The 24096-nt window shown below is 48.1% G+C and carries 24 protein-coding genes and 3 pseudogenes; 18 read left to right on the forward strand and 9 right to left on the reverse strand.

The features are described from left to right. Positions 1-120 precede the first annotated feature (120 nt). The 6 genes from GS3922_RS16670 (at position 121) to GS3922_RS16695 (ending at position 6076) form a co-directional block, all read left to right on the forward strand. Positions 121-885, forward strand: a complete 765-nt coding sequence (locus GS3922_RS16670) for a tyrosine-protein phosphatase (RefSeq protein ID WP_063167231.1) — start codon at positions 121-123, stop codon at positions 883-885. Positions 886-1352: 467 nt separating this feature from the next. Further along, a complete protein-coding gene (locus GS3922_RS16675; protein ID WP_063167232.1) occupies positions 1353-2723 on the forward strand; it encodes an AAA family ATPase in 1371 nt (456 codons plus the stop codon). Further along, the gene (locus GS3922_RS16680; RefSeq protein WP_013146577.1) at positions 2716-3279 is read left to right on the forward strand and encodes a hypothetical protein; all 564 of its coding nucleotides are present in this window, start codon (positions 2716-2718) and stop codon (positions 3277-3279) included. Before GS3922_RS16675 ends, GS3922_RS16680 begins: the two co-directional genes overlap by 8 nt. A gap of 47 nt (positions 3280-3326) precedes the next feature. Then, positions 3327-4007: a hypothetical protein gene (locus GS3922_RS16685; protein ID WP_063167233.1), complete on the forward strand. Its 681-nt coding sequence runs from the start codon at positions 3327-3329 to the stop codon at positions 4005-4007. 519 nt (positions 4008-4526) lie between these two features. Beyond that, entirely contained in the window at positions 4527-5411 is an 885-nt protein-coding gene (galU, locus tag GS3922_RS16690; RefSeq protein ID WP_063167234.1) for a UTP--glucose-1-phosphate uridylyltransferase GalU, read from the forward strand. A 14-nt stretch (positions 5412-5425) separates the two neighbouring features. Then, the gene (locus tag GS3922_RS16695) at positions 5426-6076 is read left to right on the forward strand and encodes a sugar transferase (protein WP_063167235.1); all 651 of its coding nucleotides are present in this window, start codon (positions 5426-5428) and stop codon (positions 6074-6076) included. Positions 6077-6243: 167 nt separating this feature from the next. Here GS3922_RS16695 and GS3922_RS16700 read toward each other — a convergent pair whose 3' ends face one another. Then, positions 6244-7434: an ISL3 family transposase gene (locus GS3922_RS16700; RefSeq protein ID WP_063167236.1), complete on the reverse strand. Its 1191-nt coding sequence runs from the start codon at positions 7432-7434 to the stop codon at positions 6244-6246. A 175-nt stretch (positions 7435-7609) separates the two neighbouring features. Between GS3922_RS16700 and GS3922_RS16705 the strand changes: the two genes are divergently transcribed. The 3 genes from GS3922_RS16705 (at position 7610) to GS3922_RS16710 (ending at position 9416) form a co-directional block, all read left to right on the forward strand. Continuing rightward, positions 7610-8857, forward strand: coding sequence for an RNA-guided endonuclease InsQ/TnpB family protein (locus tag GS3922_RS16705; protein WP_063167237.1), 1248 nt, complete (start codon positions 7610-7612; stop codon positions 8855-8857). An 81-nt stretch (positions 8858-8938) separates the two neighbouring features. Then, entirely contained in the window at positions 8939-9190 is a 252-nt protein-coding gene (locus GS3922_RS18030) for a hypothetical protein (protein WP_225995681.1), read from the forward strand. After that, a complete protein-coding gene (locus tag GS3922_RS16710; RefSeq protein ID WP_011888351.1) occupies positions 9159-9416 on the forward strand; it encodes a DUF2283 domain-containing protein in 258 nt (85 codons plus the stop codon). Before GS3922_RS18030 ends, GS3922_RS16710 begins: the two co-directional genes overlap by 32 nt. A 464-nt stretch (positions 9417-9880) precedes the next feature. On the opposite strand, the gene GS3922_RS16715 is transcribed toward GS3922_RS16710, so the two are convergent. Further along, positions 9881-10333, reverse strand: coding sequence for an N-acetyltransferase (locus GS3922_RS16715; RefSeq protein ID WP_063167238.1), 453 nt, complete (start codon positions 10331-10333; stop codon positions 9881-9883). 253 nt (positions 10334-10586) lie between these two features. Here GS3922_RS16715 and GS3922_RS16720 point away from each other — a divergent pair, with 253 nt between their 5' ends. Further along, on the forward strand, positions 10587-12353 hold the full coding sequence (locus GS3922_RS16720) for a GmrSD restriction endonuclease domain-containing protein (RefSeq protein ID WP_063167239.1): 1767 nt from the start codon (positions 10587-10589) through the stop codon (positions 12351-12353). A 292-nt stretch (positions 12354-12645) separates the two neighbouring features. Further along, positions 12646-13026 (forward strand): hypothetical protein, encoded by a 381-nt coding sequence (locus tag GS3922_RS18230; RefSeq protein WP_225995682.1) that lies wholly within the window; start codon positions 12646-12648, stop codon positions 13024-13026. 143 nt (positions 13027-13169) lie between these two features. On the opposite strand, the gene GS3922_RS16730 is transcribed toward GS3922_RS18230, so the two are convergent. Both GS3922_RS16730 and GS3922_RS16735 read right to left on the reverse strand, forming a co-directional pair. Further along, positions 13170-14075: an RpnC/YadD family protein gene (locus GS3922_RS16730; RefSeq protein ID WP_063167240.1), complete on the reverse strand. Its 906-nt coding sequence runs from the start codon at positions 14073-14075 to the stop codon at positions 13170-13172. Positions 14076-14245: 170 nt separating this feature from the next. Then, entirely contained in the window at positions 14246-14743 is a 498-nt protein-coding gene (locus GS3922_RS16735; protein WP_063167241.1) for a L,D-transpeptidase family protein, read from the reverse strand. Between the two features lie 241 nt (positions 14744-14984). Between GS3922_RS16735 and GS3922_RS16740 the strand changes: the two genes are divergently transcribed. Further along, positions 14985-15185, forward strand: a complete 201-nt coding sequence (locus GS3922_RS16740; protein ID WP_063167242.1) for a hypothetical protein — start codon at positions 14985-14987, stop codon at positions 15183-15185. Between the two features lie 43 nt (positions 15186-15228). Here the strand turns inward: GS3922_RS16740 and GS3922_RS16745 are convergent, their stop codons facing one another. Continuing rightward, positions 15229-15702, reverse strand: coding sequence for a hypothetical protein (locus GS3922_RS16745; RefSeq protein ID WP_011232748.1), 474 nt, complete (start codon positions 15700-15702; stop codon positions 15229-15231). Positions 15703-15970: 268 nt separating this feature from the next. Between GS3922_RS16745 and GS3922_RS16750 the strand changes: the two genes are divergently transcribed. Together GS3922_RS16750 and GS3922_RS16755 are read left to right on the forward strand one after the other, a co-directional pair. Beyond that, a complete protein-coding gene (locus GS3922_RS16750; protein WP_063167243.1) occupies positions 15971-16906 on the forward strand; it encodes a DMT family transporter in 936 nt (311 codons plus the stop codon). Between the two features lie 198 nt (positions 16907-17104). After that, positions 17105-17998 carry an Rpn family recombination-promoting nuclease/putative transposase gene (locus tag GS3922_RS16755; RefSeq protein WP_063167244.1) on the forward strand — a complete coding sequence of 298 codons (894 nt, stop codon included), beginning with the start codon at positions 17105-17107 and terminating at the stop codon, positions 17996-17998. Positions 17999-18037: 39 nt separating this feature from the next. Here the strand turns inward: GS3922_RS16755 and GS3922_RS16760 are convergent. Further along, positions 18038-18589: pseudogene (locus GS3922_RS16760) on the reverse strand (substrate-binding domain-containing protein); the annotation flags it as partial. Between GS3922_RS16760 and GS3922_RS16765 the strand changes: the two are divergent. Both GS3922_RS16765 and GS3922_RS16770 read left to right on the forward strand, forming a co-directional pair. Continuing rightward, a pseudogene (locus GS3922_RS16765) lies at positions 18578-19036 on the forward strand (carbohydrate ABC transporter permease); the annotation flags it as partial. The pseudogenes GS3922_RS16760 and GS3922_RS16765 sit on opposite strands and share 12 nt — an antisense overlap. Continuing rightward, positions 19023-19334 (forward strand): annotated as a pseudogene (locus GS3922_RS16770) (carbohydrate ABC transporter permease); the annotation flags it as partial. The pseudogenes GS3922_RS16765 and GS3922_RS16770, both read left to right, overlap by 14 nt. Before the next feature lie 131 nt (positions 19335-19465). Here GS3922_RS16770 and GS3922_RS16775 read toward each other — a convergent pair. The 3 genes from GS3922_RS16775 to GS3922_RS16780 all read right to left on the reverse strand — a co-directional run bounded on the left by GS3922_RS16775 (position 19466) and on the right by GS3922_RS16780 (position 21776). Continuing rightward, complete coding sequence (locus GS3922_RS16775; protein ID WP_023634271.1) at positions 19466-20263, reverse strand: aminoglycoside adenylyltransferase domain-containing protein; 798 nt, start codon at positions 20261-20263, stop codon at positions 19466-19468. 75 nt (positions 20264-20338) lie between these two features. Beyond that, positions 20339-20611 carry a hypothetical protein gene (locus tag GS3922_RS17745; protein WP_143424865.1) on the reverse strand — a complete coding sequence of 91 codons (273 nt, stop codon included), beginning with the start codon at positions 20609-20611 and terminating at the stop codon, positions 20339-20341. 31 nt (positions 20612-20642) lie between these two features. Beyond that, positions 20643-21776: an IS4 family transposase gene (locus GS3922_RS16780; RefSeq protein ID WP_063167245.1), complete on the reverse strand. Its 1134-nt coding sequence runs from the start codon at positions 21774-21776 to the stop codon at positions 20643-20645. Between the two features lie 144 nt (positions 21777-21920). Here GS3922_RS16780 and GS3922_RS16785 point away from each other — a divergent pair, with 144 nt between their 5' ends. Both GS3922_RS16785 and GS3922_RS16790 read left to right on the forward strand, forming a co-directional pair. Then, positions 21921-22868 (forward strand): MTP-1 family protein, encoded by a 948-nt coding sequence (locus tag GS3922_RS16785; RefSeq protein ID WP_063167246.1) that lies wholly within the window; start codon positions 21921-21923, stop codon positions 22866-22868. A gap of 2 nt (positions 22869-22870) precedes the next feature. Next, positions 22871-23929 carry a BtaManbiosPhlase gene (locus tag GS3922_RS16790; RefSeq protein WP_063167247.1) on the forward strand — a complete coding sequence of 353 codons (1059 nt, stop codon included), beginning with the start codon at positions 22871-22873 and terminating at the stop codon, positions 23927-23929. The last annotated feature ends 167 nt before the right edge of the window (positions 23930-24096 follow it).

Genomic DNA, 24096 nt, shown 5'->3' on the forward strand with positions numbered 1-24096 from the left:
AAAGGTGGAATTTTATTTCCATTTCGACATTGTTCGACAAACTCCACCCATTGATAGCCCGTTTTTCCTATGTTACCATAATAGTTGTTTAGTAGAACGAAAAAGCGAGGAGGAGTGACGATGATCGACATCCATACCCACATTTTGCCCGGCATCGACGACGGAGCGGCAACCGTAGAAGACGCCATTGCCATGGCGCAAGCTGCGGTCAAGGAAGGAATCACAACGATCATCGCCACTCCCCATCACCAAAACGGAAACTACGACAATCCGAAACCGTCGATCCTCGCGCTGGCAGCGGAGCTGAACGACGAACTGAAACGGCGTGACATCGCCTTGACAGTGTTCCCTGGGCAAGAAGTGCGTCTCCACGGCGACTTGCTTGACGGCTTGGCGCGGCACGAGGTGATGACGCTCGCCGATACGCCATACATACTGATCGAGTTTCCACCAGATCATGTGCCGAAATACGCCGAACAGCTGCTGTTTGACGTGCAGCTGAAGGGCTTGATGCCCATCATCGCCCATCCCGAGCGAAACGCCGAAATCATCGAAACCCCCGAGCGGCTCTACCAGCTCGTCAAACGCGGCGCCTTCGCCCAGCTGACGGCGTCCAGCGTCACGGGGCAGTTCGGCAAGAAAATCAAAACGTTCTCGTTTCAACTCATCGAGGCGAACTTAGCCCATTTCATCGCCTCGGACGCTCATAACGTAAAAACTCGCCCGTTTCGCCTGCGCCAGGCGTACGACGCCATTCGCAATGAATACGGCACCGACATGGTCTACTACTTCCAAGAAAACGCCGAGCTGCTCATCCGCGGCCAGGCTGTCTTCCGCGACGAGCCAGAACGGGTGAAAAAGAAAAAGTTCCTTGGTCTCTTTTAAAAGCGATCAGTCGCATGGTATAACAAGTATGAGAAATACTTCTTTTCTTTTTGCCTTTTCTTTGTCGAAACAAGGTAAAATTCTTAGGGAACGATCGACAACGATGTCGAAGGGCAGCGAAAGCTTGTGCCCGATATGGAGATCGGCTCTTTCTTTAAGACGATTGGATTCGCACGGCTAGAGGCATCGCGGCGGTTTCTCGTGTCTTAAAGATAGGCCGTTTTCTTCATTCTTTGTTTCGGTGATGTCTCCTTACCGTTATCAACGGAGGCACTCGGCCATGCCGTGGGTGGGGACGATGACGGTCCCGGCACCTTAGACGCCCGTCGTCGAGGGTGTGGCGTGAGGGCGGGTTAGATGCCCGATTTTTCACTCGTTTTTATCTAATTCAGTGATTATGAGTCAGGCGTATCGTTTATAATAGAAAGATAGAGGATCCGTAATCTGTGAAAAGAGGCGATACGCGCATGGAACAAACTTGGGCGTTAAAGGTTGAGCGATTTGGAAAGATCAAACAGGGGGAAATCGATATTGCCCCGTTGATGTTGTTTGTCGGCGACAACAACAGTGGGAAAAGCTATCTGATGTCGCTTCTTTGGGGGGTGTTGTCCGAGGGGCGCAAGCTGTTTCCAAAAGACCCTCCGAACACGTCCACGTACAAGGAAATCGATCGCTTTCTTGAATCGTCTATCGGCGATGACTGCCTCATCCAAGACCGTGAAGCGCAACTGTTTGTCCAATGGTTTAATGATGTTCTCAGAAACAAAAAAAGCGAGTTGGTTAGAACGATTTTTCGGCGCAAAATCCCGATCGGTTCGTTAAGCATCGAGCGGTACCGCCGTTCTGAACCGCTGCGAATCATCTTTGAAAAGAAAGATTCGCTCCAAGGCGCTCGTTTTTCGACGGGGAAACACTATATTCGCATCCCGTATACGGATCGAAGCAAGGGACAAGCGACAGAGCGGTATCGCATGGCTCAATACATTACGTGGAATTTGCTGATGGATGGACTTACATCGCCGTTTTACCCACCATCCAGACAAGGCGGCATCCAAGGGCGGGCCATTGGCGAAGCGCTGTATTTGCCCGCTTCGAGAACAGGGTTCATGTTGTCTTACAAGGCGCTGGTGCAAGAGATGATGGAACGGATGATCAACGAAGAACATGAGGAACCATCCCTTGACTTCACGTTGCCTGTCTATCGATTCTTGCAAGCGTTGTTGCGTTTGGAGGAAAGCGGACAGTCGAAATATGCGGACATCGGACGATTTATTGAAACCGAGATTGCCAACGGAACCATGGACCAAGAAAAAGGACCGATTCCATCGTTCTACTATTGCCCACAAGGCAAACAAGAGCGCTTGCCGTTATACGTCACATCGTCGCTTGTAACTGAACTGTCGCCGCTCATTTTGTTTTTAAAATCAAAAGCAACGTACCGTTCACTCTTTTTTGAAGAGGCAGAAGCGCATCTGCATCCACGCGTCCAGCGCATATTAGCGACAGCGCTTGTCAAGTTGGCCAACCGAGGCATGCCGGTGTGGTTGACCACCCATAGCGATATTTTGTTCCAACAGGTGAACAATTTGATCAAACTTCACCAGCATCCAAAGAGAGAACAGTTGATGAAAACGTATGGCTATGTCGATGAGGACGCGATTGATCCGAAAAAGGTGAGGGCGTACCAGTTCCGCATGCAAGGCCAAGACACGATCATCACGCCGCTCATTCCGACCGAAAACGGCTTTTCGACGGAAACGTTCAATGAAGTCATTTGGCAGTTGAATGAAGAGACGTATGCATTCCAGATCGGGGAAGAGGATGGAGAGGATGAATAACCTCGAATACCTTGAGCGAAGCTTTTATGAGAAAACGGGGGAAACAGGCGGAACGTTATATGTGATCGAGCAGGAAAAATCGGGAGAAGCACAAGTAACGCTCCACTGTTCCAACGAAGCCGTAGTGTTTTCGATCAAGCCTAACAACGGATTCCCTTATCTTCGAACCAAAAACACACCCGATGGCATCGTCTTTGTCAGAAGAGAGAAGCAATGTTGGGAACTGCACATTTTTGAATGTAAAAAAACAGTAAGAGTGAAGAGTTGGGAAAAGGCGAAACAGCAGTTTGAAGGAGGCATGCTTCATGCCTATATGTTACGAGGGCTTTTGGATCTTCCGCCTTTTTCAAAAATATGTGTATACACGGCCTACCAGGATGACCATTTATCGAAAAACTCGCCAGATCCAGCTTTGTTTCGGCAGCCGGTGGGCAAACCTGTGAAGAAGCCGCCGTATGCGGACTGGGATGATCCAAGCCTTGTCATTTTGGGGCATGAAGTTCCTCATCAACGCATTCCACTGAATGACTCCGGACAAGGAGAATACACGTTGTAACGTTTCCCTGCCGCGCCATGCTATAATGGCGTCAAGGAGGTGAAGCCATGAGCCAAGAGCTGAAAGAATTGCTTCGTTCCGTCTTGCAAGAAGAACTGAAACCAGTCCACGACAGGCTCGAACGGTTGGAAGGCGCAGTCGGGCACATTCGTCAAGACGTATCGCAGCTGCAGCAAGATGTATCCCAGCTTCAGAAGGAAGTCACCCAACTGCAAGAAGGTCAACGGACATTAGAAACCACGGTTTCCCAAATTCAAAAGGACGTTGCCCAGCTCCAAGAAGGCCAGAATGCGTTGCAGCGTGATGTCGCCCAACTGCAAGAAGGCCAACGGACATTGGAAACGACGGTTTCCCAAATTCAAAAAGACATTATCCAGTTGCAAGAAGGCCAGAATGCATTGCAGCGTGAGATCGTCCAGCTCCAAGAAGGCCAACGGACATTGGAAACGACGGTCTCTCAAATCCAAAAAGACATCACCCAGCTGCAACAAGGCCAACAAATAGTAGAACACGAGATGGCCGGCATGAAGCAGATGCAAGAGCGAATCCTCGAAGAGCTGCGTATTTCCAAACACAATCAAGCACTCATTTTAAACGATGTCACCAGCATAAGAAAATCCGTCGATGTCACCGTCTCGTACTTGCAGCGCCGATCCGATGTGATGTTCGACAAACTGATCGATCATGAAAAAGAAATCTTGAATCTGAAATCAAAAATGCCAAACTAAGTCCCGAAAAGGGGCTGTTTTTTATGCCCATATGCATCGGCGCATCGGCGCAGCTACGGTTGCACCGATGCGCGGGGGCATAGGGGCCAACTATACATAGGGGGTTACGTACCACGTCAACTACCCCCACTTCGCTAACGCTTGAAGTGGGGGCTTGCAACTCCCCAGAAGTGCAAACGGACTTCGTCCTCCTTCCTTGACTTGGGGTTGCATCAGGGGGCAGGTTGACGACTACCCAACGACGCAGGTCATGCCTGCATCGTTACCGATTCTCTCGGTGTGTCTGTTGGCAGTACTTGGCTTCCACACACAACAGACGGACCTACGCTCGATGTTTTACGGTTACAACGTTTCCTGTAACCAACTCCATACATCGAGTAGCCGTGATTGGAGTGCCTTTATTGAACGGTTTTCTCCACGCCTTTATTATATCATACACAAAAGAAAGGGGGGAACGCGCATTCCTCTCCCACTTACTCCCTTTGGTCGTTGAAGTGGGAGTCTCCTGCGCGAAATAGGATGAAAAAAGTACGCAAAGCGATCATTCCAGCAGCGGGGCTCGGCACACGATTTTTGCCGGCGACGAAAGCGATGCCGAAAGAAATGCTCCCGATTGTCGATAAACCAACAATTCAATACATCGTCGAAGAAGCGGTCGCCTCCGGCATCGAAGATATCATCATCGTCACGGGGAAAGGGAAACGCGCGATCGAGGACCATTTCGACAACGCTTTTGAGCTTGAACAAAACTTAATTCAAAAAGGCAAATACGACTTACTCGAAAAAGTAAAAGAACCATCGAAAGTCGACATTCACTACATTCGCCAAAAAGAACCGAAAGGACTTGGCCACGCCGTTTGGTGCGCACGCAACTTCATCGGCGACGAACCGTTTGCCGTTCTGCTTGGTGACGACATCGTCCAAGCGGAAACACCATGCTTAAAACAATTAATTGACCAATATGAACAAACTCTCAGTTCCGTTATTGGTGTCAAAAGAGTGCCTGATAACGAAACGCACCGTTACGGCATCATCGATCCAATTGAACAACACGGACGCCGTTACCAAGTCCGCCAATTCGTCGAAAAACCAGCACCAGGCACCGCGCCGTCCAACTTAGCGATTATGGGACGATACATACTCACGCCGGAAATCTTCTTATTCCTTGAAAAACAAGAAGCCGGCGCTGGCGGCGAAATCCAACTCACGGATGCAATTCAAAAATTGAACGAAATCCAGCGGGTGTTTGCCTATGAATTCGAAGGAAAGCGCTACGACGTCGGAGAAAAGATCGGATTTATCAAAACGACGATTGAGTTTGCGTTGCAGCATGATGAATTAAGAGAAGACCTTATTCAATTCATGGAAAAACTATTAAATGATGTGAAAGTAGAAGAGAAATAAAGGAGGGCGGGGAGTTGGCGAAACCAGGCAGTACCGCGACTGTCGAAATCAAACGTCACCATCGAGTTGCTGTAAACGATAAAAAGGGATATTTAATCGCCAAGCGAATCATGGATATATGCGGAGCGCTAGCAGGACTTATTTGTTTGTCATGGCTATTTCTTATTGTCGCGCTTCTCATCAAACTAGAAGACCCAAAAGGTCCCGTATTTTTTAAACAAGTCCGCGTCGGCAAAGACGGAAAAGAATTTTATATGTATAAATTCCGCTCGATGGTGACCAATGCGGAAGAATTGCTAGAATCATTGCTTCCTTTAAACGAAACAACCGGCGCGATGTTCAAAATGAAAAATGATCCACGTGTCACGAAAGTGGGGAAGTTCATTCGTAAAACTAGTATTGATGAACTTCCTCAATTATGGAATGTATTAAAAGGGGATATGAGTCTAGTTGGCCCAAGACCGCCGCTACCAAGGGAAGTAGCACAGTATACGGAGTATGATAAACAGCGATTGCTTGTGACACCGGGATGTACAGGACTTTGGCAAGTGAGTGGGAGAAATGATTTAGGATTTGATGAAATGGTTGAGTTAGATTTGAAATATATTCGTGAAAGATCACTATTATATGATATAAAGATTATGGGTCTTCACCATTTTCTGTGATTTCTACTCAATCCTAGAGACATGTTAGCTGGATGAAATAGGTTCATCAGTCAGGATCCTTCTTCCGCATACAGACCACGAAGTTGGTAGAATGGAAACAGTCAAGTGCTTTCCTTGACGGGTTCCATTCTACCAACTATCATACCGATAGCGGAAGAAGGGAGCGCTTAAGCAGCCTGACTGCCTGTAGTGTTCCCTGTACACTCCAGAAATACACGCAAACGAAACCGTTCTAGATTTCGATAGCCATATGCCCGGCGTTTGATGTTTTTGATCTTGTGATTCGTCCCCTCGATCCGGGCATTCGTATATGGGCACAAAAAGTAGGAAAGAATAGGCTCCTTCCACCTTTCAAGCGTGTTGGCTGCTTCCTGAAAAGAAGCAAAAGGGCTCTGTTTGGCTAACTTAATCCATTCTTCCAAGCGTTCCTTTGCTTCGTTATATCCATCGGTTCGGTAAAAATCCCGAAACAACTCTTTTAGATAATAAGCAATGGAAAGTGCCGGATACTCCTCCAAGATATCGTCTAATCGAAGCCGTTGGTCCTTACGAAGCTTTTCACAGCCTTTTAAGAGAAGATATCGAGCCTTTTTCAATGGAGAAAATTCCTTTCTTGCTTGATCCAAGGCTTGTGTCACTTTTTGAACCACATGGTACTTATCGATGACAATCGAAGCAGATGGAAACAGGGCGCGAACCGCCTTATGATAAGGTTCCCACATGTCAAGAATCACCGTTTGGACCATTTCTTTCGACAGGATATTTTGGCTCAACAAGTTGATGGCGGAGTCACATTGGCGATCGGCATGCATTCCCATGACCGATCCGGCTTTGGCATCCATCAATACAGTTTCATACTGATGTCCCTTTTTTACCGCGATTTCATCTAAACTAAGCACCATTCCTTCTTGAGAAGATGCTTCTATCGCTGTTTGACGCTCTTTTGCTTTTTTCGATGCGATGGAGTAATAAATGCGTTCCAATGTTGTATATGGAATACGGTGCTTTCGACTAACCTCTTGAATGGTGGAGCCTTCACAAAGTTCATACAAGTACTCACAAAATCGATTGGTGTAGTGTCGATTGGGTTGAATCGATTCCAAAGAGGCGGAAAACACTTGGGAACAATTCCAGCACCGATAGCGCTTTACCTTTACGAACAAGTACACCGGTTGATGGAAAATCGCCAAATCCCGTACTTTTCTTGTCCGTCTGTCGTGGACAGAGGAAGTGGCAAACCCACAATGAGGGCAACGTTCCTGTGTCTCTGTTTTCTCTACATGAATCGCATAACCATAGGAAAGAAGTTCTTGTTTAATCACTTTAAATTCTGGCAATCCTAGTGGTATAGAAAGCACTTACGAGACCTCCTTAATGTTTATTTCACCGCTAACATTATTGCCAGGATCTCGTCAGTGCTTTCTCTTTTTTGTCACTAAATCACAAAATTTGGTGATGAACCACTATATTTTGCTGAAAATAGGATAGATTCAGTAAAATATAGTATAATATAGTTAGATGGGAGGTGAAAAAATGTATTTTTGTATCAAACAACAGCTAAATGGTTTGACCAAAGAAGAATACTTGACTCTTCGAGAACTGTGCCATATTGCCAAGAACATGTACAACGTCGGATTGTACCATGTCAGACAATACTATTTTGAACACAAGGAATTTCTTAATTATGAGAAAAACTATCATCTTGCCAAAACTAACGAAAACTATAAGCTGTTAAACAGCAACATGGCACAGCAAATTTTAAAAAAGGTCAATGAAGCCTTTAAATCTTTCTTTGGTTTGATCAGTCTTGCCAAACAAGGAAAATATGACCACAAGGCTATCAGTATTCCAAAATATCTTAAAAAAGATGGCTTTCATTCACTGATCATTGGCCAGATTCGTATAGACGGCAACAAATTCACGATACCGTATTCTCGCCTATTTAAAAAGACTCACAAGCCTATCACGATAACGATTCCGCCTGTGTTACTGGACAAAAAGATTAAGCAGATTGAAATCATTCCTAAGCATCATGCCAGGTTCTTTGAGATTCAGTACAAATATGAAATGCCTGAAGATCAAAGAGAATTAAATGACCAAAAAGCACTGGCCATTGATTTAGGATTAAACAATGTTGCCACTTGTGTCACATCAGACGGCAGATCATTCATCATTGATGGGCGGAGATTAAAAAGTATAAATCAATGGTTTAACAAAGAAAATGCCAGACTTCAAAGCATAAAAGATAAGCAAAAAATCAAAGGCACCACTCGTAAACAGGCTTTGCTTGCTATGAATCGCAATAATAAAGTGAATGATTATATCAACAAGACTTGCCGTTACATCATTAACTACTGTATTGAAAATCAAATTGGCAAACTTGTCATTGGCTATGCGGAAACATTACAACGCAATATGAATCTAGGAAAAAAGACAAATCAAAACTTTGTCAATATTCCTCTCGGTAACATAAAAGAAAAATTAGAATATCTTTGTGAATTTTACGGCATTGAATTCTTGAAACAGGAAGAATCATATACGTCTCAAGCCAGCTTTTTTGACGGCGATGAGATTCCTGAATATAATGCCGACAATCCAAAAGAATATAAGTTCAGCGGCAAACGTATTAAGCGCGGCTTGTATCGAACAAAGTCTGGCAAACTAATTAATGCTGATGTCAATGGCGCATTAAACATCTTAAAGAAAAGTAAAGCTGTAGACCTGAGTGTCTTATGCTCTAGCGGCGAAGTGGACACGCCTCAAAGAATAAGGATTGCTTGAAGCAGTCAAACTTCTTTGGAAGCCTCCACTTCAAATTTTCGCTAGAAAATTAAGTGGGGGTAGTTCACAGGCCAAGAAGATATGGTCAAGAGCGTCATTCAAGATCCTTGTTTTATATTGCCAAATAATCCGGACGATCAGCATGATACAAGACAAAAATATATAGATCTTGTGCAATTGCCTAAGTTTAAGTCGCTAAAGGCATTGGTCGTTATTGTCGACCATGAAGATGAAGCGTATGGTGACGTTGTTACCGTCATCGCCAAAAGCAGGTTAAACCAAGAGACAGGAGGTGCGATTTATGTTCGTCCAAAATTTACAGGAAAACGTTAAATACTCCTATGACTATGATCACGATGTTCTTTATATTTATTTGGGCGAACCAAAAGTGTCGTACGATGACGAAGCAGCTCCTGGTGTGTTTATCCGGTTTTCTGAAGAGGATGAGGTCATTACTGGCATTGTGATTATGGACTACAAGAAGCGGGATATTGAGCGTATAAAGAAGTTTATACCGGTGAATATTAATTTTCATATGATTAACGAACAAATCCATTAGTTTTGGCCGATTTTGCCTCTGGCATGGACTCAACTATATCATCCTTCGCTACTTTAATGCGGATGGGGCGCACGAGCCGGGGGCAAAGCGGTTCTATTTTCTAGAGCTTAAGTGCACTGGATGGGAGCCGTATTTGACATAAACATTAGGACTTGATTTTATGCGAATATTTTCGTTATTTTTTGTATATTATGCAAAGGTTGCAAAATATGAGGTGCAACATTTGATTGAACAATTGAAACAAACGCGCATTATCTCCTCCTGAATGGGGGGGGCAGGGCTGATGTTTGATGCAAAACGAACACAACCGTTCTGCGCAGCCGCGGAACTTCAGGGCATAAAAAAGATGGCTTGTCAGTTTCGAACATTCGCTTTTCTAGTGAAGGGTATGGAGAACGAAACAGCGAAGGGAAAAGGTTTTTCCAAGGGATCTCCCCCTTCCCCGTGATGCGGGTGGGAGGGGATCAAATGTATTTTATCATCGCCGTTTCATCGCAACAGTCCAGTTTCGGGCAGTTGACGCAATCAATCCACACTTTTTCCGGCAGTGTTGATTTGTCCACGATCTCAAACCCGCATTTTCGAAAAAACTCGACTTGGTAAGTAAAGGATATTAACCGCTTCACCCCGAGTCTGGCCGCCTCGTCGGCAATATGGTGGACGAGCAGGCGGCCGATTCCTTTCCCCATATGGTCAGGAGATACGACGAGCGAACGCACTTCCCCGAGATCGTGCCCCAGGATATGCAGCCCGGCGGTGCCGACGATTTGGCTGTTCTCCCTGGCGACATACATGCATTGCAAGTGCTGGTAGATGGACAGCAGCGAGCGGGGCAGCACGAGTCCTTTTTTTGCATAGTGTTGGATGAGCGCGTGCATGTCTTTGACATCGCTCGTGACGGCATGGTCGATTTGCATTGGGATCCCTCGCGATCAATCGTCATTGTATATTTATAAATATACAATATTTTGTTTTTATATTCAACTACGGATTTTCGTTGGCTGGGGGATGTTTCTGTCAAACGCTGCGCGGCAGGAGGAAAAAGAATGCCATTGTCGAAAGAATAAAGTGTTTTTTGGAAAGCAACAGGAATATGCATTGGATGATGGCATATTGGTCGATTGAATCGTATGGAAGTGTAGGGTTTTTCATGAAACGAGGGGGAAGGATATGAGCACGATTACCACGTTTGACAGTACGGTCGAAAGTTTGCTTGATTTGCTTGAAAGCATTCAGGAATGTCGAACACAGCTTCCTGATTTTCAGAGAGGCTGGGTTTGGGATGACGAGCGGATTCGGAATTTGTTGATCAGTGTTTCTCTCTCTTATCCGATCGGTGCGGTGATGATGCTCCAGACGGGAAATCCGAATGTCCGTTTTGCCTCAAGGCCGATCGAAGGGGTCGATAACGTGAACCAAGTGGAACCGGAACGGCTGATTCTTGACGGTCAACAGCGGCTGACGGCGTTGTTTCAATCATTGAAATTGAAAGCGCCTGTAGCGACAAGAGACAAGAGAGACAAGGCAATCAAACGGTTCTACTATATTGACATTGACAAAATGTTAGATCCGAACGTCGACCGAGAAGAGACGATCGTCAGTGTTCCGGAAGACCGGATCATTCGCGGACCGGGAGGGAGGGTTGTTCTTGATTGTTCTGACTTGGAGAAAGAATGCGAAGCGGGAATGCTTCCGGTGAATTTGTTTTTCGATCCTGCGGGGTTGTTGGCGTGGCAGACGCGCTATTTTTCGGATTCAACGAAAATTGCGGAACGGTCATTGAAGTGGCAAAAGTTGATGACGGACGTATTTCCCCGTTTTCAGCAATATCAAGTGCCTGTTATTATGCTTCGGAAGCCGACTCCGAAAGAGGCGGTTTGCCAAGTTTTTGAGAATGTAAACACGGGGGGCGTCTCTCTGACCGTCTTCGAGCTTCTTACCGCCACATTTGCGGCGGAAGATTTCAAGCTGAGGGATGATTGGGAAGAGAAGGAAGCAAAATTAAAGAGATCTGGAGAAATTTACAACAAAGTGTTGGCCGATATCAGCAGCACCGACTTCCTGCAGGCAGTTGCGTTGTTGGCCACGTACAATCGACGAAAAGCGGGGGACGGCGTGGCGGTCAGCTGCAAGCGGCGCGACATCTTGCAGTTGACGTTGGCGGATTACCAAAGATGGGCGGATCGGGTGACGGAAGGGTTTATTCAGGCGGCTCAATTTTTGCATGAGCAACATGTGTTTTCCGCGCGCGACTTGCCGTACGGCACCCAGTTGATCCCGCTGGCGGCCATTTTTGTCGAGCTGGGAAAAGAGGCGCACAATGTTTGTGTCCGTGACCGAATCGCCCGTTGGTATTGGTGCGGTGTATTGGGTGAATTGTATGGAGGAGCGACGGAGACGCGGATTGCCCGTGACGTGGTGGAAGTCGTCGAATGGATTCGCGGCGGTGCGGAGCCGACGACGGTGCGGGATGCCCATTTCGCCGCTGATCGCCTCTTCACGCTGCGCACGCGAAACAGCGCCGCTTATAAAGGGTTGCACGCATTGCTCATGAGGGAAGGGGCGCGGGATTTCTTATCTGGGGTGCCGATCGATATTCAGACGTATTACGGCGAATCGATTGATATTCACCATATTTTCCCTCGTGACTATTGCGAAAAACGGGGGATTGAGAAAGCGAAGTACGATTGCATTATGAATAAAACCCCATTGTCCTATAAAACGAATCGGATGATTGGCCGTGATGCTCCAAGTGTATATTTGAAGAAACTAGAGGAGAGGAAAGGCGTTTCGGCAGCGGTGTTGGATGACATCCTGCAAACGCATGTTATTGATGTGGCATCCATAAGAGCGGATGATTTTGACCAGTTTTTTGAAAAAAGAAGGCTGGCTCTGCTTGCGATGATCGAGCGGGTGATGGGTAAGAAAGTGGAGTGAGCGGGACGGGAGGATGTTGTAGGGGAGAGGTTTTGGTTTATATTTCAAGTTTCAAGGAAAAGGAACAAATGCCTTGGAACGACGTATTCGCAGGGAGATCAAAGGGGGAAAACTTGGTGGAAAAACAGGAACAGATACATTGGCTGCTGGACAGCAGACAAATGGAAATAGAATATTTATGAATTGGAAAAACTGGCGGTGCAACTGGCCGATATGCGAAGTTCGTTTGGATCGGAAGCTGTGCAGGGGTAGGGGGACGGAAAAAGGCACTTGTTATCGTTGGGGAGAGGGCATGAACCAACGGCTGTTTGCGGAGGAAATGTGGAAGTCGTTGCTGGATAAGCTGTACGAAGGAAAAATGGTATCGACGTTCAAAGGGAAGGAAGCGTTTCGCGTTGTTTCGTTTTCCGATGAGGGGGTTATTGTGCGATTGAGTTCGAAGGAGAAGGATGTGTTTCTAAGCAAGAAGGCGATGGTCAATGTGATTGAGAAGCTCATCGCCCATGAAGATGGCGTGCGGAAAAAAATGGTGGACCCGGAATTCCGTCTAAAGTTAGGGCTGTTTTTGCTTCACCCGTGGACGGAGAAAGTGGTGCGCCAGGAGGAGGGGAAACGCCGTCCGTATTTGTTGTTAACGGATGAAGCCCGTCAGCGATTGGCAAGCGGCGAGTAGAGGGATTGACACACTGGGAAGTGCGCTCGCTTTGGCGGCCAAAGGCCAAGGGAAAAGTCCGACTGTTGCTTGTTCCACACGCCAAGAGCCATAGGGAAAAGACCAGTGATAAGAGCCGCGCGGTTGCGGCTCTTTTGTGCTGCCTATTTGTCCATTTCCTTCGCGAGATCGGCGACTTCGGCGACGGTCAGTCCGGTCCGTTTCGCCACTTCGTGGATGGGCAAGACATCAAGGAAGTTTTTGGCGATTTCAATGGCTTTCTGTTTTTCGGCTTGCTTAACCGCTTGCTCTTTTTCCTGCATCACTTTCTTCAACATTTCTTCTCTTTCTTGTTCAAGTTCTTCGACTAACAGGCGAAACACTTTGTTCATTTTGATCCACTCCTTTACTTTTTCGGCGTATGACCGGTCGATGAATTTGTCTGTGGCGGTCAGAACGCCAGCGATGATGTGCAGCTGTTTCGGTTCGTCGCCGATCGCTTTCGCCAGCTCGATCGTTTTTTCGATCATCGTTTGCCGGTCGAAGCGGGTGTGCATGAGCGGCACGAGGATGAGTTTCATCGTTTCTTCCGGAGTGAGCGGTTCGCCGTTGTGGACTTTTTCTTCAATGGCATGGAAAATGGCATCGCCGTTGAATTCGCCAAGCAGCACCGCTTTGGATGAAAGAAGCACATCGCCGGCGTCAAGCTGTTCGCGGGCGCTCGTGACATCGCTTGTGTAGATCACAACGATGCGAATCGGGCGGATTCGTTTTTCCTGTTGATAGTATGTGTGGAGGAGTCGACAGGCATAATCGAGATACTTCAAATGGTTGTCGAGAAATCGTTCGTTGCTTTCGTATTCCAGAAGCAAAATGGAATCGTCTTCGAGAAGAAACACGGTGTCGGCGCGCCGTTCGTCCGCCCGAACAGACGGAAATTCGGTTGGCAGCACTGCTTTGATCCGCGGGAGTCCGTGAAGTCCGTATACATCGAGGGCTTGGTTTTGGTACAATGCGCTCAGCGACTTGAACAAAATGTCTTTGGCGTGATGCGAGATCCCGCCTGGCATCGTCTTCACTCCATTCGCTTTTGACCTAATTATACTACTTGCCCGATCGATTGTCAGCTGCCATCGTGAGCGGAAACACGGTGTTCGTTCGGTGGGAGTGAATGACATCTTCTTGAAAAATAAAACGGGTTGTGACTCAGAACAGACGGATGAATGACGCTGTTTTGCCCTCACGGCCGGATAAACACTTCCGTTCCGTTCGGAACGATGGAGGCGAGTTCGAGCACGTCTTTATTATGCATGCGGATGCAGCCTTTGGATACGTATTTGCCGATCGAGGACGGGTCGTTCGTGCCGTGGATGCCGTAATGGAGTTTGGATAAGCTGAGCCACATCGCGCCGAACGGCCCGCCTGGGTTTGGCTGGCGGTTGACGATGACAAAGTCGCCGACGGGGGTGGCGGTGACCATTTTCCCGACGCCGACGGGATACGTGCGGATCGTCCGCCCTTGGTGTTTTAACGTCAGCTGGCGGCGGCTGATCGAAATGTGGATCGTGTACGGAATCGATCCTTTCGGCGGAAGGTGGGGGATGACGATCCCTTGGCCAGGGAAGATGACGGACGCGGCGGTCAACCCATTGGCGCGAAGGAGCGCCTCAACAGATGTACGGTAGTCGCGGGCGATGGAAGCGATCGTTTCCCCACGTTTGACGATATGTGCGTACATGGCAGTTCGCTCCTTTTTTCGCTGGATGGAGAAACCAGCTCCGATTGATGATACATTAGTGTATGAGAAGATTCGGATGAGGTTGCTGCAATAGGAAGAGAGTCTCATGTGCATGGCATGGGAATACGGTGCGGCTGCTAGGCGCATGAACGTGCTGTGTGTTAGTCTATACTTGACAGGGAGCGCTGCCTAACGGGTGTTTCTTGTCAAAACGTGTAGGTGAAAAAGGAGGATGGCGCGAATGAGAACGTTTGTCCTAAAACCGGAAGGACAGAAGGTTGATTATGAGCTGTATGCCGAGCTCTCCCCTGTCCCGCTTGAGATCATTGACGGCGATCTCTTTTTTACGAAAGAGGAGCGGGAAAACTTGCTTAAGCTGTTGATATACAATGTCGGCATGAATCGGACGCTTGAGATCATCGAGGAATGGAAGGAGCGGTGAAAGCGGCGCCCGGTCGATATCGGGGCCGCATCGATGTTGGGGGTTACGGGCGGTAAGGGAACAAAATGTTCTTTTCCCCTTTTTCTTTGGCGACGAAGACGTCTTGATGGATTTCGAACACGCCAAAAGCGCTATGGAACGTCTGAATGACGCGGACGCGATACACGTCGTGAAGCGGTTTGTTCTCATCAGACATCGACCATGACGACAGTTTTTCCACCTCATCGATGCGGTAGTCGAACGTCTCGACGCCGAAGTCTTGCATAAAGACGTGGGCGCGGCGCTGGATGTAGACGTCTTTTGGGAATTTCTTTTTCATAAGCGGGTGAAACAGCTCCCAAGAGCTGCCAAAATCCCCTGCCTGCTCGTAGCGGTAAAACGTGTCAACGATTTCCTTTGCCTCGTTCCGTTCGTTCGAAAGAAACAGAGACAAGATCGCCACCAACACGGCGACGGCAGTGAGAACCGCCACCCCAGTCCTGGCTCGGATCGTCTTTTGGCGGTAGCGTGGGAACATGGGTCTCCTCTCCTCTCTATTATACCATATGCACGATGGACGGCCGATATGGGCGGAGAAAGGAAGAACATGCCGCGGGCTTGAGATGACGGTGCTTTTGAGTCAAAAAATCCGCTGTGGTGTAGTAAAATAGAGGGCAGAAGCCATTGCAGCGGAAGTGAATTCATTCGTTCTATGTGGAAACGGGTGGGAAAGCGGAGCGTCCATCGGCTCCGTTTTTCCTTTTCCATGTTGAGAAAAACCGAATGTGCAGGAGAGGGAGAGAGGGATGAAGAGATCATTCATTTATGTGTTGCTTGTCGGGATCATGGTCGCCTGGGGGCTGAATGTGACGGCGTTGAAAGTTTTGGTGGAGCATTTTTCGCCCGTCGCGTTGACGGCGCTGCGCATTCTAACGGCCGGGTTGGTCGTGCTTTTGTTTTTATGGGGGATCGGCAAGCTGGAACGAGTCAGTTGGAATGAGGCGAAACAGATTGGTTTGGCTGCATTGTTCAGCGTGGTGGCCCATCACTTCTTTTTAGCGTTGGGAATTGCGAGGACGACAGCGGTGAATGCGGGTCTTGTGCTAGGGCTTGTGCCGCTTGTGACGGCGCTGTTGGCGATCGTGTTTTTAGGCCAGCGGCCGACGTTGTTTCGTTTGCTTGGCATCGCGCTTGGGTTTTTTGGCGTCGTGTTTGTTGTGGCGAGCGGCGACGGGGGCCTTGGCCATTTGTCCATTGGGGATGTGTACGTCTTTTTGGCTGTTTTGGCGCAAGGGATCAGCTTCATTATGATCAAAAAGGCGACGGTCGAGGCGCGGGTGATGACAGGGTGGATGCTCGTCTTCGGGTCGCTTTGGCTGTTTGTCTTAAGCCTCGTGCTCGAGCCGAGCGGCCTATCGAGTTTGAAAGAGGGTACGTTGCCGCTTTGGCTCATTTTCCTTGCTTCGGCTGTCGTGGCGACGGCGCTTGGCCATATGTTTTATAACCAGGCTGTTCAACATCTTGGCCCCGCTGAGTCGGCGGTGTTCATCAACCTCAATCCGTTTTTTTCGCTTCTTGGGGCGCATTGGTTGCTTGGTGAGCCGATTTCATGGATGCAGCTGGCTGGTTTTCTCTTCATCGTCGCGGGCGTGATGTTCGGCAGCGGGGGGATGGATGACGTCATCGCCCGTTTCCGCCGGGCGAAAGTTGCGGCTGGGGGAAGGAAGGTGGGGATGTGGTAGCCTTGGAATCCCCCACTTCTAGGCCTTGCGTGCAAGTGGCGAAACATTCATATCCAGGAATGGAGGGGGCTTCACATTGCGGTCGGCGTCTTGGCTGTCTCTTCTCGAAAAGGGACAGCCATTTTTGTGCCATCGGCAGGATTTTGCTTGATGATGTCGAAAAAGAGAATACGAAACGTATTCGTGTGAGGTGAATGTATGGCGATCGATCACGACCGGTTGTTCAAGGAGTTGTTGCAGACGTTTTTTGAGGAATTTGTGCTTCTCTTCTTTCCGGATATGCACGAGCATATTGATTTCAACCATTTGTCGTTTTTGTCCGAAGAGCTGTTTACGGACGTAACGGCTGGGGAGAAGTACCACGTTGACCTGCTCGTCGAGACGAAGTTCAAAGGAAAAGACGGATTGATCATTGTTCACGTAGAAAACCAAGCGTACGTTCAATCGTCATTTCCAGAAAGAATGTTTCTTTACTTCAGCCGCTTGTTTGAAAAATACCGCACTCCGATCATTCCGATTGCCGTCTTCAGCTATGATGCCATCCGAGATGAACCCTCTTCGTTCACGCTCTCCTTTCCGTTTGGCGATGTGCTTGACTTTCGCTTTTTCCATGTGGAGTTGCGCAAGCAAAACTGGCGCCAATTCATCCGCACCGACAACCCGGTGGCGGCTGCGCTGCTTAGCAAAATGGGGTATACTGAAAGTGAACGAGTGGAACTGAAAAAGCAATTTTTGCGCATGTTGGTGCGTCTTGAGCTAGACGAGGCAAGACAGCGTTTGTTGACGGGCTTTTTTGAAACGTATGTGAAGCTGTCCGATGAAGAAGAACAACAGCTTCGAAGCGAGGTGGAACAAATGGAGACGAAAGAAAAAGAACGCGTGCTGGAATTGATCATTTCGTACGAGCAAAAGGGAAAAATTCAAGGCCGAAAGGAAGGACGGGAGGAAGGGCGCAAAGAGGGAGCGGAACAAGAAAAACGGCACATTGCGAAACGGATGTTGATGAAAGGGTTTGATGCGCAGACGATTCACGAACTGACCGGATTGCCTGTGACGGAGATTGAGGAAATGAAACAAAGCGGCTTCAAGTGAATGGAAATCAAACAGGCGGGGCAAAAGGCCAGCCCCGCCCTAGCGCGTTGGTTTTGCTGCTGTGGATTCCCGTTTGATCAGGTTCGTAGACAATAGCACTTCCTGAAAAGGTTCGTTCGGGTTGTCCCACCGCCATCGCAACAATTCCACCGCTCGTTTGCCGTAGCGCTTCAGGTCGATGTCGACGGTCGTGATTTTCGGCGTCGCGATTTGCGACAGCTGCCCGTTGTCAAAGCTGCAGACGGAAACGTCATCGGGCACTTTTAGCCCGTACTGCTGCAGGCCGGTGCTGACGAAAAAGCCAAGCCCGTCATTGACGCAAAACCAGGCGGTCGGCTGCCGCTTCAGCTCACGGATGTAGCCTGCGATGACCGTTTCGTCCTCTTGCGCCTGGCAGAACATCCACTCCTCGTTCGGTTTCACTCCATAGTCTTTCAGCGCCAATAAGTACCCTTCATACCGCTCTTGATAGCTCGGCGAATAGTGGACGTCGCCGACAAACGCGATGTCAGTATGGTTGAGCTCCAACAAATGCTGGACGGCCACATACGCCCCGAACCGATTGTTTGTCAGCACCGCATCGGTATTGACTGGCTCGGCTCGCCCATCTTAGCCCCGCTCGTCATTGCGCTCATGATGGCGTGGAAGTTTGTCGGTTACTATGCGTTATTGTTTTTGTCTGGCTTAGAAAGCATTCCGAAAGAAGTGTATGAGGCGGCTGAAATCGACGGCGCGGTCGGCTGGAAGCGGGTTTGGCACGTAACCATTCCGATGCTGTACCCTTCGTTTTATACAGTGACGATTTTAGCAGTCGGCCTGATGTTTGGCATTTTCACCGAGCCGTATGTGTTGACGGGCGGCGGGCCGGAGTATGCGACCCATACGTGGCAGCTGGAGATTTACAACCAGGCCTTTGAAAAATTAAACGCAGGTTATGGTACGGCGGTCGCGATCATCAATTCGATCGTCACCTTTGCGTCGATTTTTGTCTTTCGCAAGCTGTTGGAAAAATGGGGGGGCAAACATGGTTGGGAGTAAAACGTGGAAGGTTGGGTTGCTTTATGTAGTGGCGGTTGCCGTTTTGCTCGTCATGGTGTTTCCGTATTTGTATATGGTGTTAGGCTCTCTTGCCCCATGGAATGAGGTCGACCGAAAGCTGATCCCGTCGTCATTGACGCTCCGCTCGTATGAATGGCTGTTTCAAGGCGGTGAAGATGTCGTACCGCGACCGTGGCTTCGCGCGTTTTTCAACAGTGTGCTCGTCACATCGGCATCAACGCTGCTCATGCTTGTGACGGCCGTGATGGTTGGATATGCGTTGTCGAAAGTGAAATTTAATTCTTTACTTTCTGGAAGTCTTGAATAAATTTCATATAAGTCTTTTACAGTTTGTTTTATGTCTTCTTCTCCGCCAGTGCCATTTATTAGCTTAATGGGCTTCTCATTCTATTAAACTTAAGCCACCCGTTAGCTTAATAACTCTTGGACATTACTCGAAATATAATTTTTTAATATCAAAAGTTCATCTCTCTCAAAATCATAAGTATCATGTTCATTCGCATAACTATTAACCACTTTTTTTATGGTATTTTTTATTTCTCTTGGAAATGTTAATAGTGCCCAGTTACCTGCTTCTAGCTTTGAAGAAATAATTCCTTCTTTTAGATACCAAAAAACTCTAATTAAATTTAACGTACAATAAATAGGGTCCTCTTCGATATTTTCCAAACAATCTTGGAAATCCCCCATAATTGAAGATATATAATGCGAACGTGGAATCGAAGGGAAAACCTCCTCTATAGGTTTTCCTTCTACACAAACTCCTCGATTAGTTGTTATGGTCAAATGTGCAGCTAAGTCAGCATCAGTCTTAATATCTCCGTTTAAATATTGATATGACCCTGTTACCAAATCATCCTCATAACGTTCCCTCCAAAATTCACTGTAATGAAAATCAAACGGGCAAGGATGTCTCCAATTCTTTAATTGTTCTTCGTTCAGAAAACTTATTTCAACTGGAAATGGATTATTTGAACAAGATAGAAATAATTTTGCTAATTTCCTTTTGTTTTCTATTGTCATTGATTTACTCGTAATAACCAAAATATCAATATCACTACTATTCGGATTAAAGCCTCCCATTGCTAAAGAACCGTGAATGTAAAAACCAATAAAATCTTGCTTTACTATTTCTTTAGTCTCACTTAAAATACGAAAAACAAAATTTCTTATATCAGATGGGCACGTTACCCAATTATAAGCCATTATTGAATACCTCCATACCTGCTTTAATTAACCGCACCCGATAGTTTAATATTTTTATTTTACTTTGTTTTCCACTTATTCTATTAGTTGGCTAATGTAATTTGATGGATAATTCAAAATTTTATCCTGTATGTTAGTAGGAAACAATTCTTTAATATCTTTGAGGTAATAACTACCATCACGAAGTAACGTATGACCTAAAACTTTCAATGAACCTTTATTTTTTTCTACATGTAATACGATTGGATCGGACATCCCACTTCCTTTTTCTATTACTTCTCCTTTATTATAATATTCTTGAATTAACGCCCAAAGATATACTTCACTGACAATTTCATCAGTCCCCAATATTTCATATGCAGCAAATCACGAGTGTTGATTATCCAAAATTATACATACGCCTTCCATAAATTTGGGCATACTCAAACAAAGCAGCGGCCATCCCGGATTTCCAATCGAGAGGAAGCTGCCCAGAGAAAAAACGGCGAACGAACGAAATGAAGGAAAGAGAGACATTCGTCTGTTTTTTGGTTTGATCATACAGCCATCGCAGCAACACATACGCGATGAACGCCGCAAACAGTTGGTTGTATACCGCATTTTCCGTCGTGCCAAACAAGGTCGGGACATTCAGATATTGCTTCACCCAACGGAAAAAGACCTCAACAGTCCAACGTTGTTGGTACATGTCGGCAATGGTTTCCGCAGACGCATGGAAGAGATTCGTCACGACCCGAATGTCGCGGCCATTCGCATCTCGAAAGATCACCACCCGGTGACGCTTGGTGGAGCGGCATTGTTTCGTCCCCAACTGGCACGTGAGGTCGGCTTGAACCGATGAGGATGTGCTGGAAAGGCGTTTCAAGCTTTTTTTCTGATGAAGTTCGATGTTGTCCTTCATCCGAATGACAAAGAGCTGATGCTGCTCCACAAATCGATCGAGGCGTTCGATTTTGAAATACGCCCGGTCTTCCACCAGCACTTGTTGAGCGTTCGTCAACTGTTCTCCCACCGGGCCATCATGACGCAGTCCGATGGTTTCCACCACGTCTGCCGGCAGCGAGGATTCCGGCGAATACGCGACGTGCAGCTTCACTCCGGCGCGTTCGCCGTGATACGGCGCCCATGGCAGGCGGTTTTTCCCGACCGTGACGGTCGTCGAATCCACCACCCGAAGCGGTTTGGGAAACCGAAGCGAACGGCGGGTTTGGCGGTTGCACTTGGAAATGATCAACGCCAACAAGCGTTTCATGATGTCATAGGGAACGTCTTTCGCTTTCTTGGATACTGTGGAATAATGGAATCGCGGCAATCCATACAGAGGCCCCACATCGGCTCCGTGGCGAAAGCTTTTCCATTGATGCATGGCGGCCAGCAGGAAGAAGTGAATCAACTCGCGCAACGTAAAGGTTCGAGACGAATCACGATCCCCAACCGCTTCGGCAATCCGTTGAATCTCTTCATCCGAAACAAGTTTTTGCATCAAATTCGGGAGTGTGGTATGCTTGTTCATAGAGAGCACCTCCTGGGTTTGTTTGTGTCGTTACTCACATTCTACAGGAAAGGTGCTCTTTTTTCTATACCCTTTGGATTTTATTGGATAATCAACACGCCTGTAAAAACATCATAATCGGAAGAGGGAGCAGGGAGAGACGTGATGCAGACAAGGACGCCGACGATGAAAACATGCCAGACACTGCTTGAGGAATTTCAGCGTGCACCGCAGCCGCTCAAGGCTGAGAAGCTCGTGTTTGCCGGTGTCGGTGAGCGGGATGTGTACAACATTTCCGCGCCGTTTGAAGACGATGGCGAGTGGGTGATCGCCGGACGGGTGGAAGAGAGGGACAGCGAGCAATCGGAAGTCTACTTTTTTGTCGAACGAGAGGGAACATGGGTGCCGCGGGAAGGAGCGCCGGTGTTTGCGCTGCAAGATCCGTTTATTTCGCGTGTGCACGGGCATCTCGTGTTTGGCGGCGTGGAGACGTTTCCTCATCCTGTGCTTCACGGGAAGTTATATTGGCGGACCGTGTTTTACCGCGGGGAAACGATTAATCAATTGATGCATTTTCTTACTGGGCCTGATGGAATGAAGGATATTCGGCTTGTTGAATTGCGGGATGGATCGGTCGGGGTTTTCACCCGTCCGCAAGGGAAAAAAGGCGGTCGCGGAAAAATTGGGTTCACCCGCGTCGGCTCGCTCGATGAGTTGACGGTGGAGGCGATTGAGAATGCCCCATTGATTGACGGCCAATTTGCCGATGAAGAATGGGGAGGCGCCAACGAAGTGCATTTGCTTGGCAATGGGTTCGTCGGCGTCTTGGGCCATATCGCTTGTTTCGATCAGGAACGGAACCGCCATTATTACCCGATGGTGTTTTCGTTCAATCCAGATACTGGGGAAGCGTCGGAAATGGAGTTGATCGCCGCAAGGTCGCATTTCCTTGATGGGCCGGCGAAACGCCCTGATTTGGCGGATGTGGTGTTTAGCGGTGGACTGATTCGCAAAGAGGATGGCACGGCCGATTTTTATGCTGGAACCAGTGATGCGGAAGCGCAAAAACTAACGATTGTTGATCCATTTTCGAAATACGAAAGGCAGGGATGATCATGCATCTTTACCGTTATGAAGAAAACCCGCTGATTACACCGAACGATGTGCCGCCGTATCATGACGGATTTGAAGTGATCGGGGCGTTTAACGCCGGGGTGGCGATGTTCCAAGGGGAGGTGTTGCTGCTGCTGCGGGTGGCGGAGCGGCCGGTTTCGGATGACCCGAACGTGGTGAAGGCGCCGGTGTGGAATCCGCGGACGGGGAAGGTCGATGTGTACGCGTTCCGCAAAGACGACCCGCGCTATGACTTTTCCGACCCGAGAGTCATTAAAGAGGCAGGGACGGAGCGGTTTTTGTATTTGACATCGCTCTCCTATTTGCGCCTCGCCCGCAGTCAAGACGGGCGGCGGTTTACGATTGACGAGCGGCCGTTTATTTATCCTTCGAATGAATTAGAGACATTCGGGGTGGAAGATCCGCGCATTACGTGCATTGACGGGACGTACTACATTTATTTTAGCGCCGTGTCGCCCAAAGGGGTCGGCGAGGCGATGGTGTCGACGACCGATTTTCGGACGGTTGTGCATCACGGGATGATTTTTGCGCCGGAAAACAAAGATGTGCTCATTTTTCCGGAGAAGATCAACGGCAAATATTACGCCCTTCACCGCCCGGTGCCAAGAAGCAACGGCCGACCTGAGGTGTGGATCGCGGAGTCGGACAATTTGCGCTACTGGGGGAACCACCGCTTTTTGTTCGGCTTGCGGGAAGGGAAATGGGACAGCGCCCGCATCGGCGGCGGAGCGGTGCCGATCAAAACGGAGCGCGGCTGGCTTGAGTTGTACCACGGCGCATCGGATGACCACCGCTATTGCATGGGGGCGGTGCTGCTCGATTTGAACGACCCATCCAAAGTTCTCGCCCGCTCGGAGCAGCCGCTTGTCGAGCCGGAAGCGGATTACGAAGTGAACGGCTTTTTCGGCCGCGTTGTTTTTTCATGTGGGGCGCTCGTTGACGGCGATGTCGTGAAAATGTATTACGGTGCCGCCGATACGTCGATGGCGTGTGTGGAACTGCGGCTTAGCGATATTTTCGCTTCGCTCGGCAAGGGATGAAAAAGAGCGCCTGCGCATTAGGGCATGGACGGAAACGCCTAAACAGATCAGGCGTTTCTTTTTTTTTGTCGTTATCATATAGCGGGTTGAACGTTTTTTTCGCCGACAAGGATCGGGATACATTTCTTCTTGGCTAGGAAGATTTGATATAATGGAAAACAACGTCG

This window comes from Geobacillus subterraneus, assembly GCF_001618685.1.
Lineage (GTDB): Bacteria > Bacillota > Bacilli > Bacillales > Anoxybacillaceae > Geobacillus > Geobacillus subterraneus.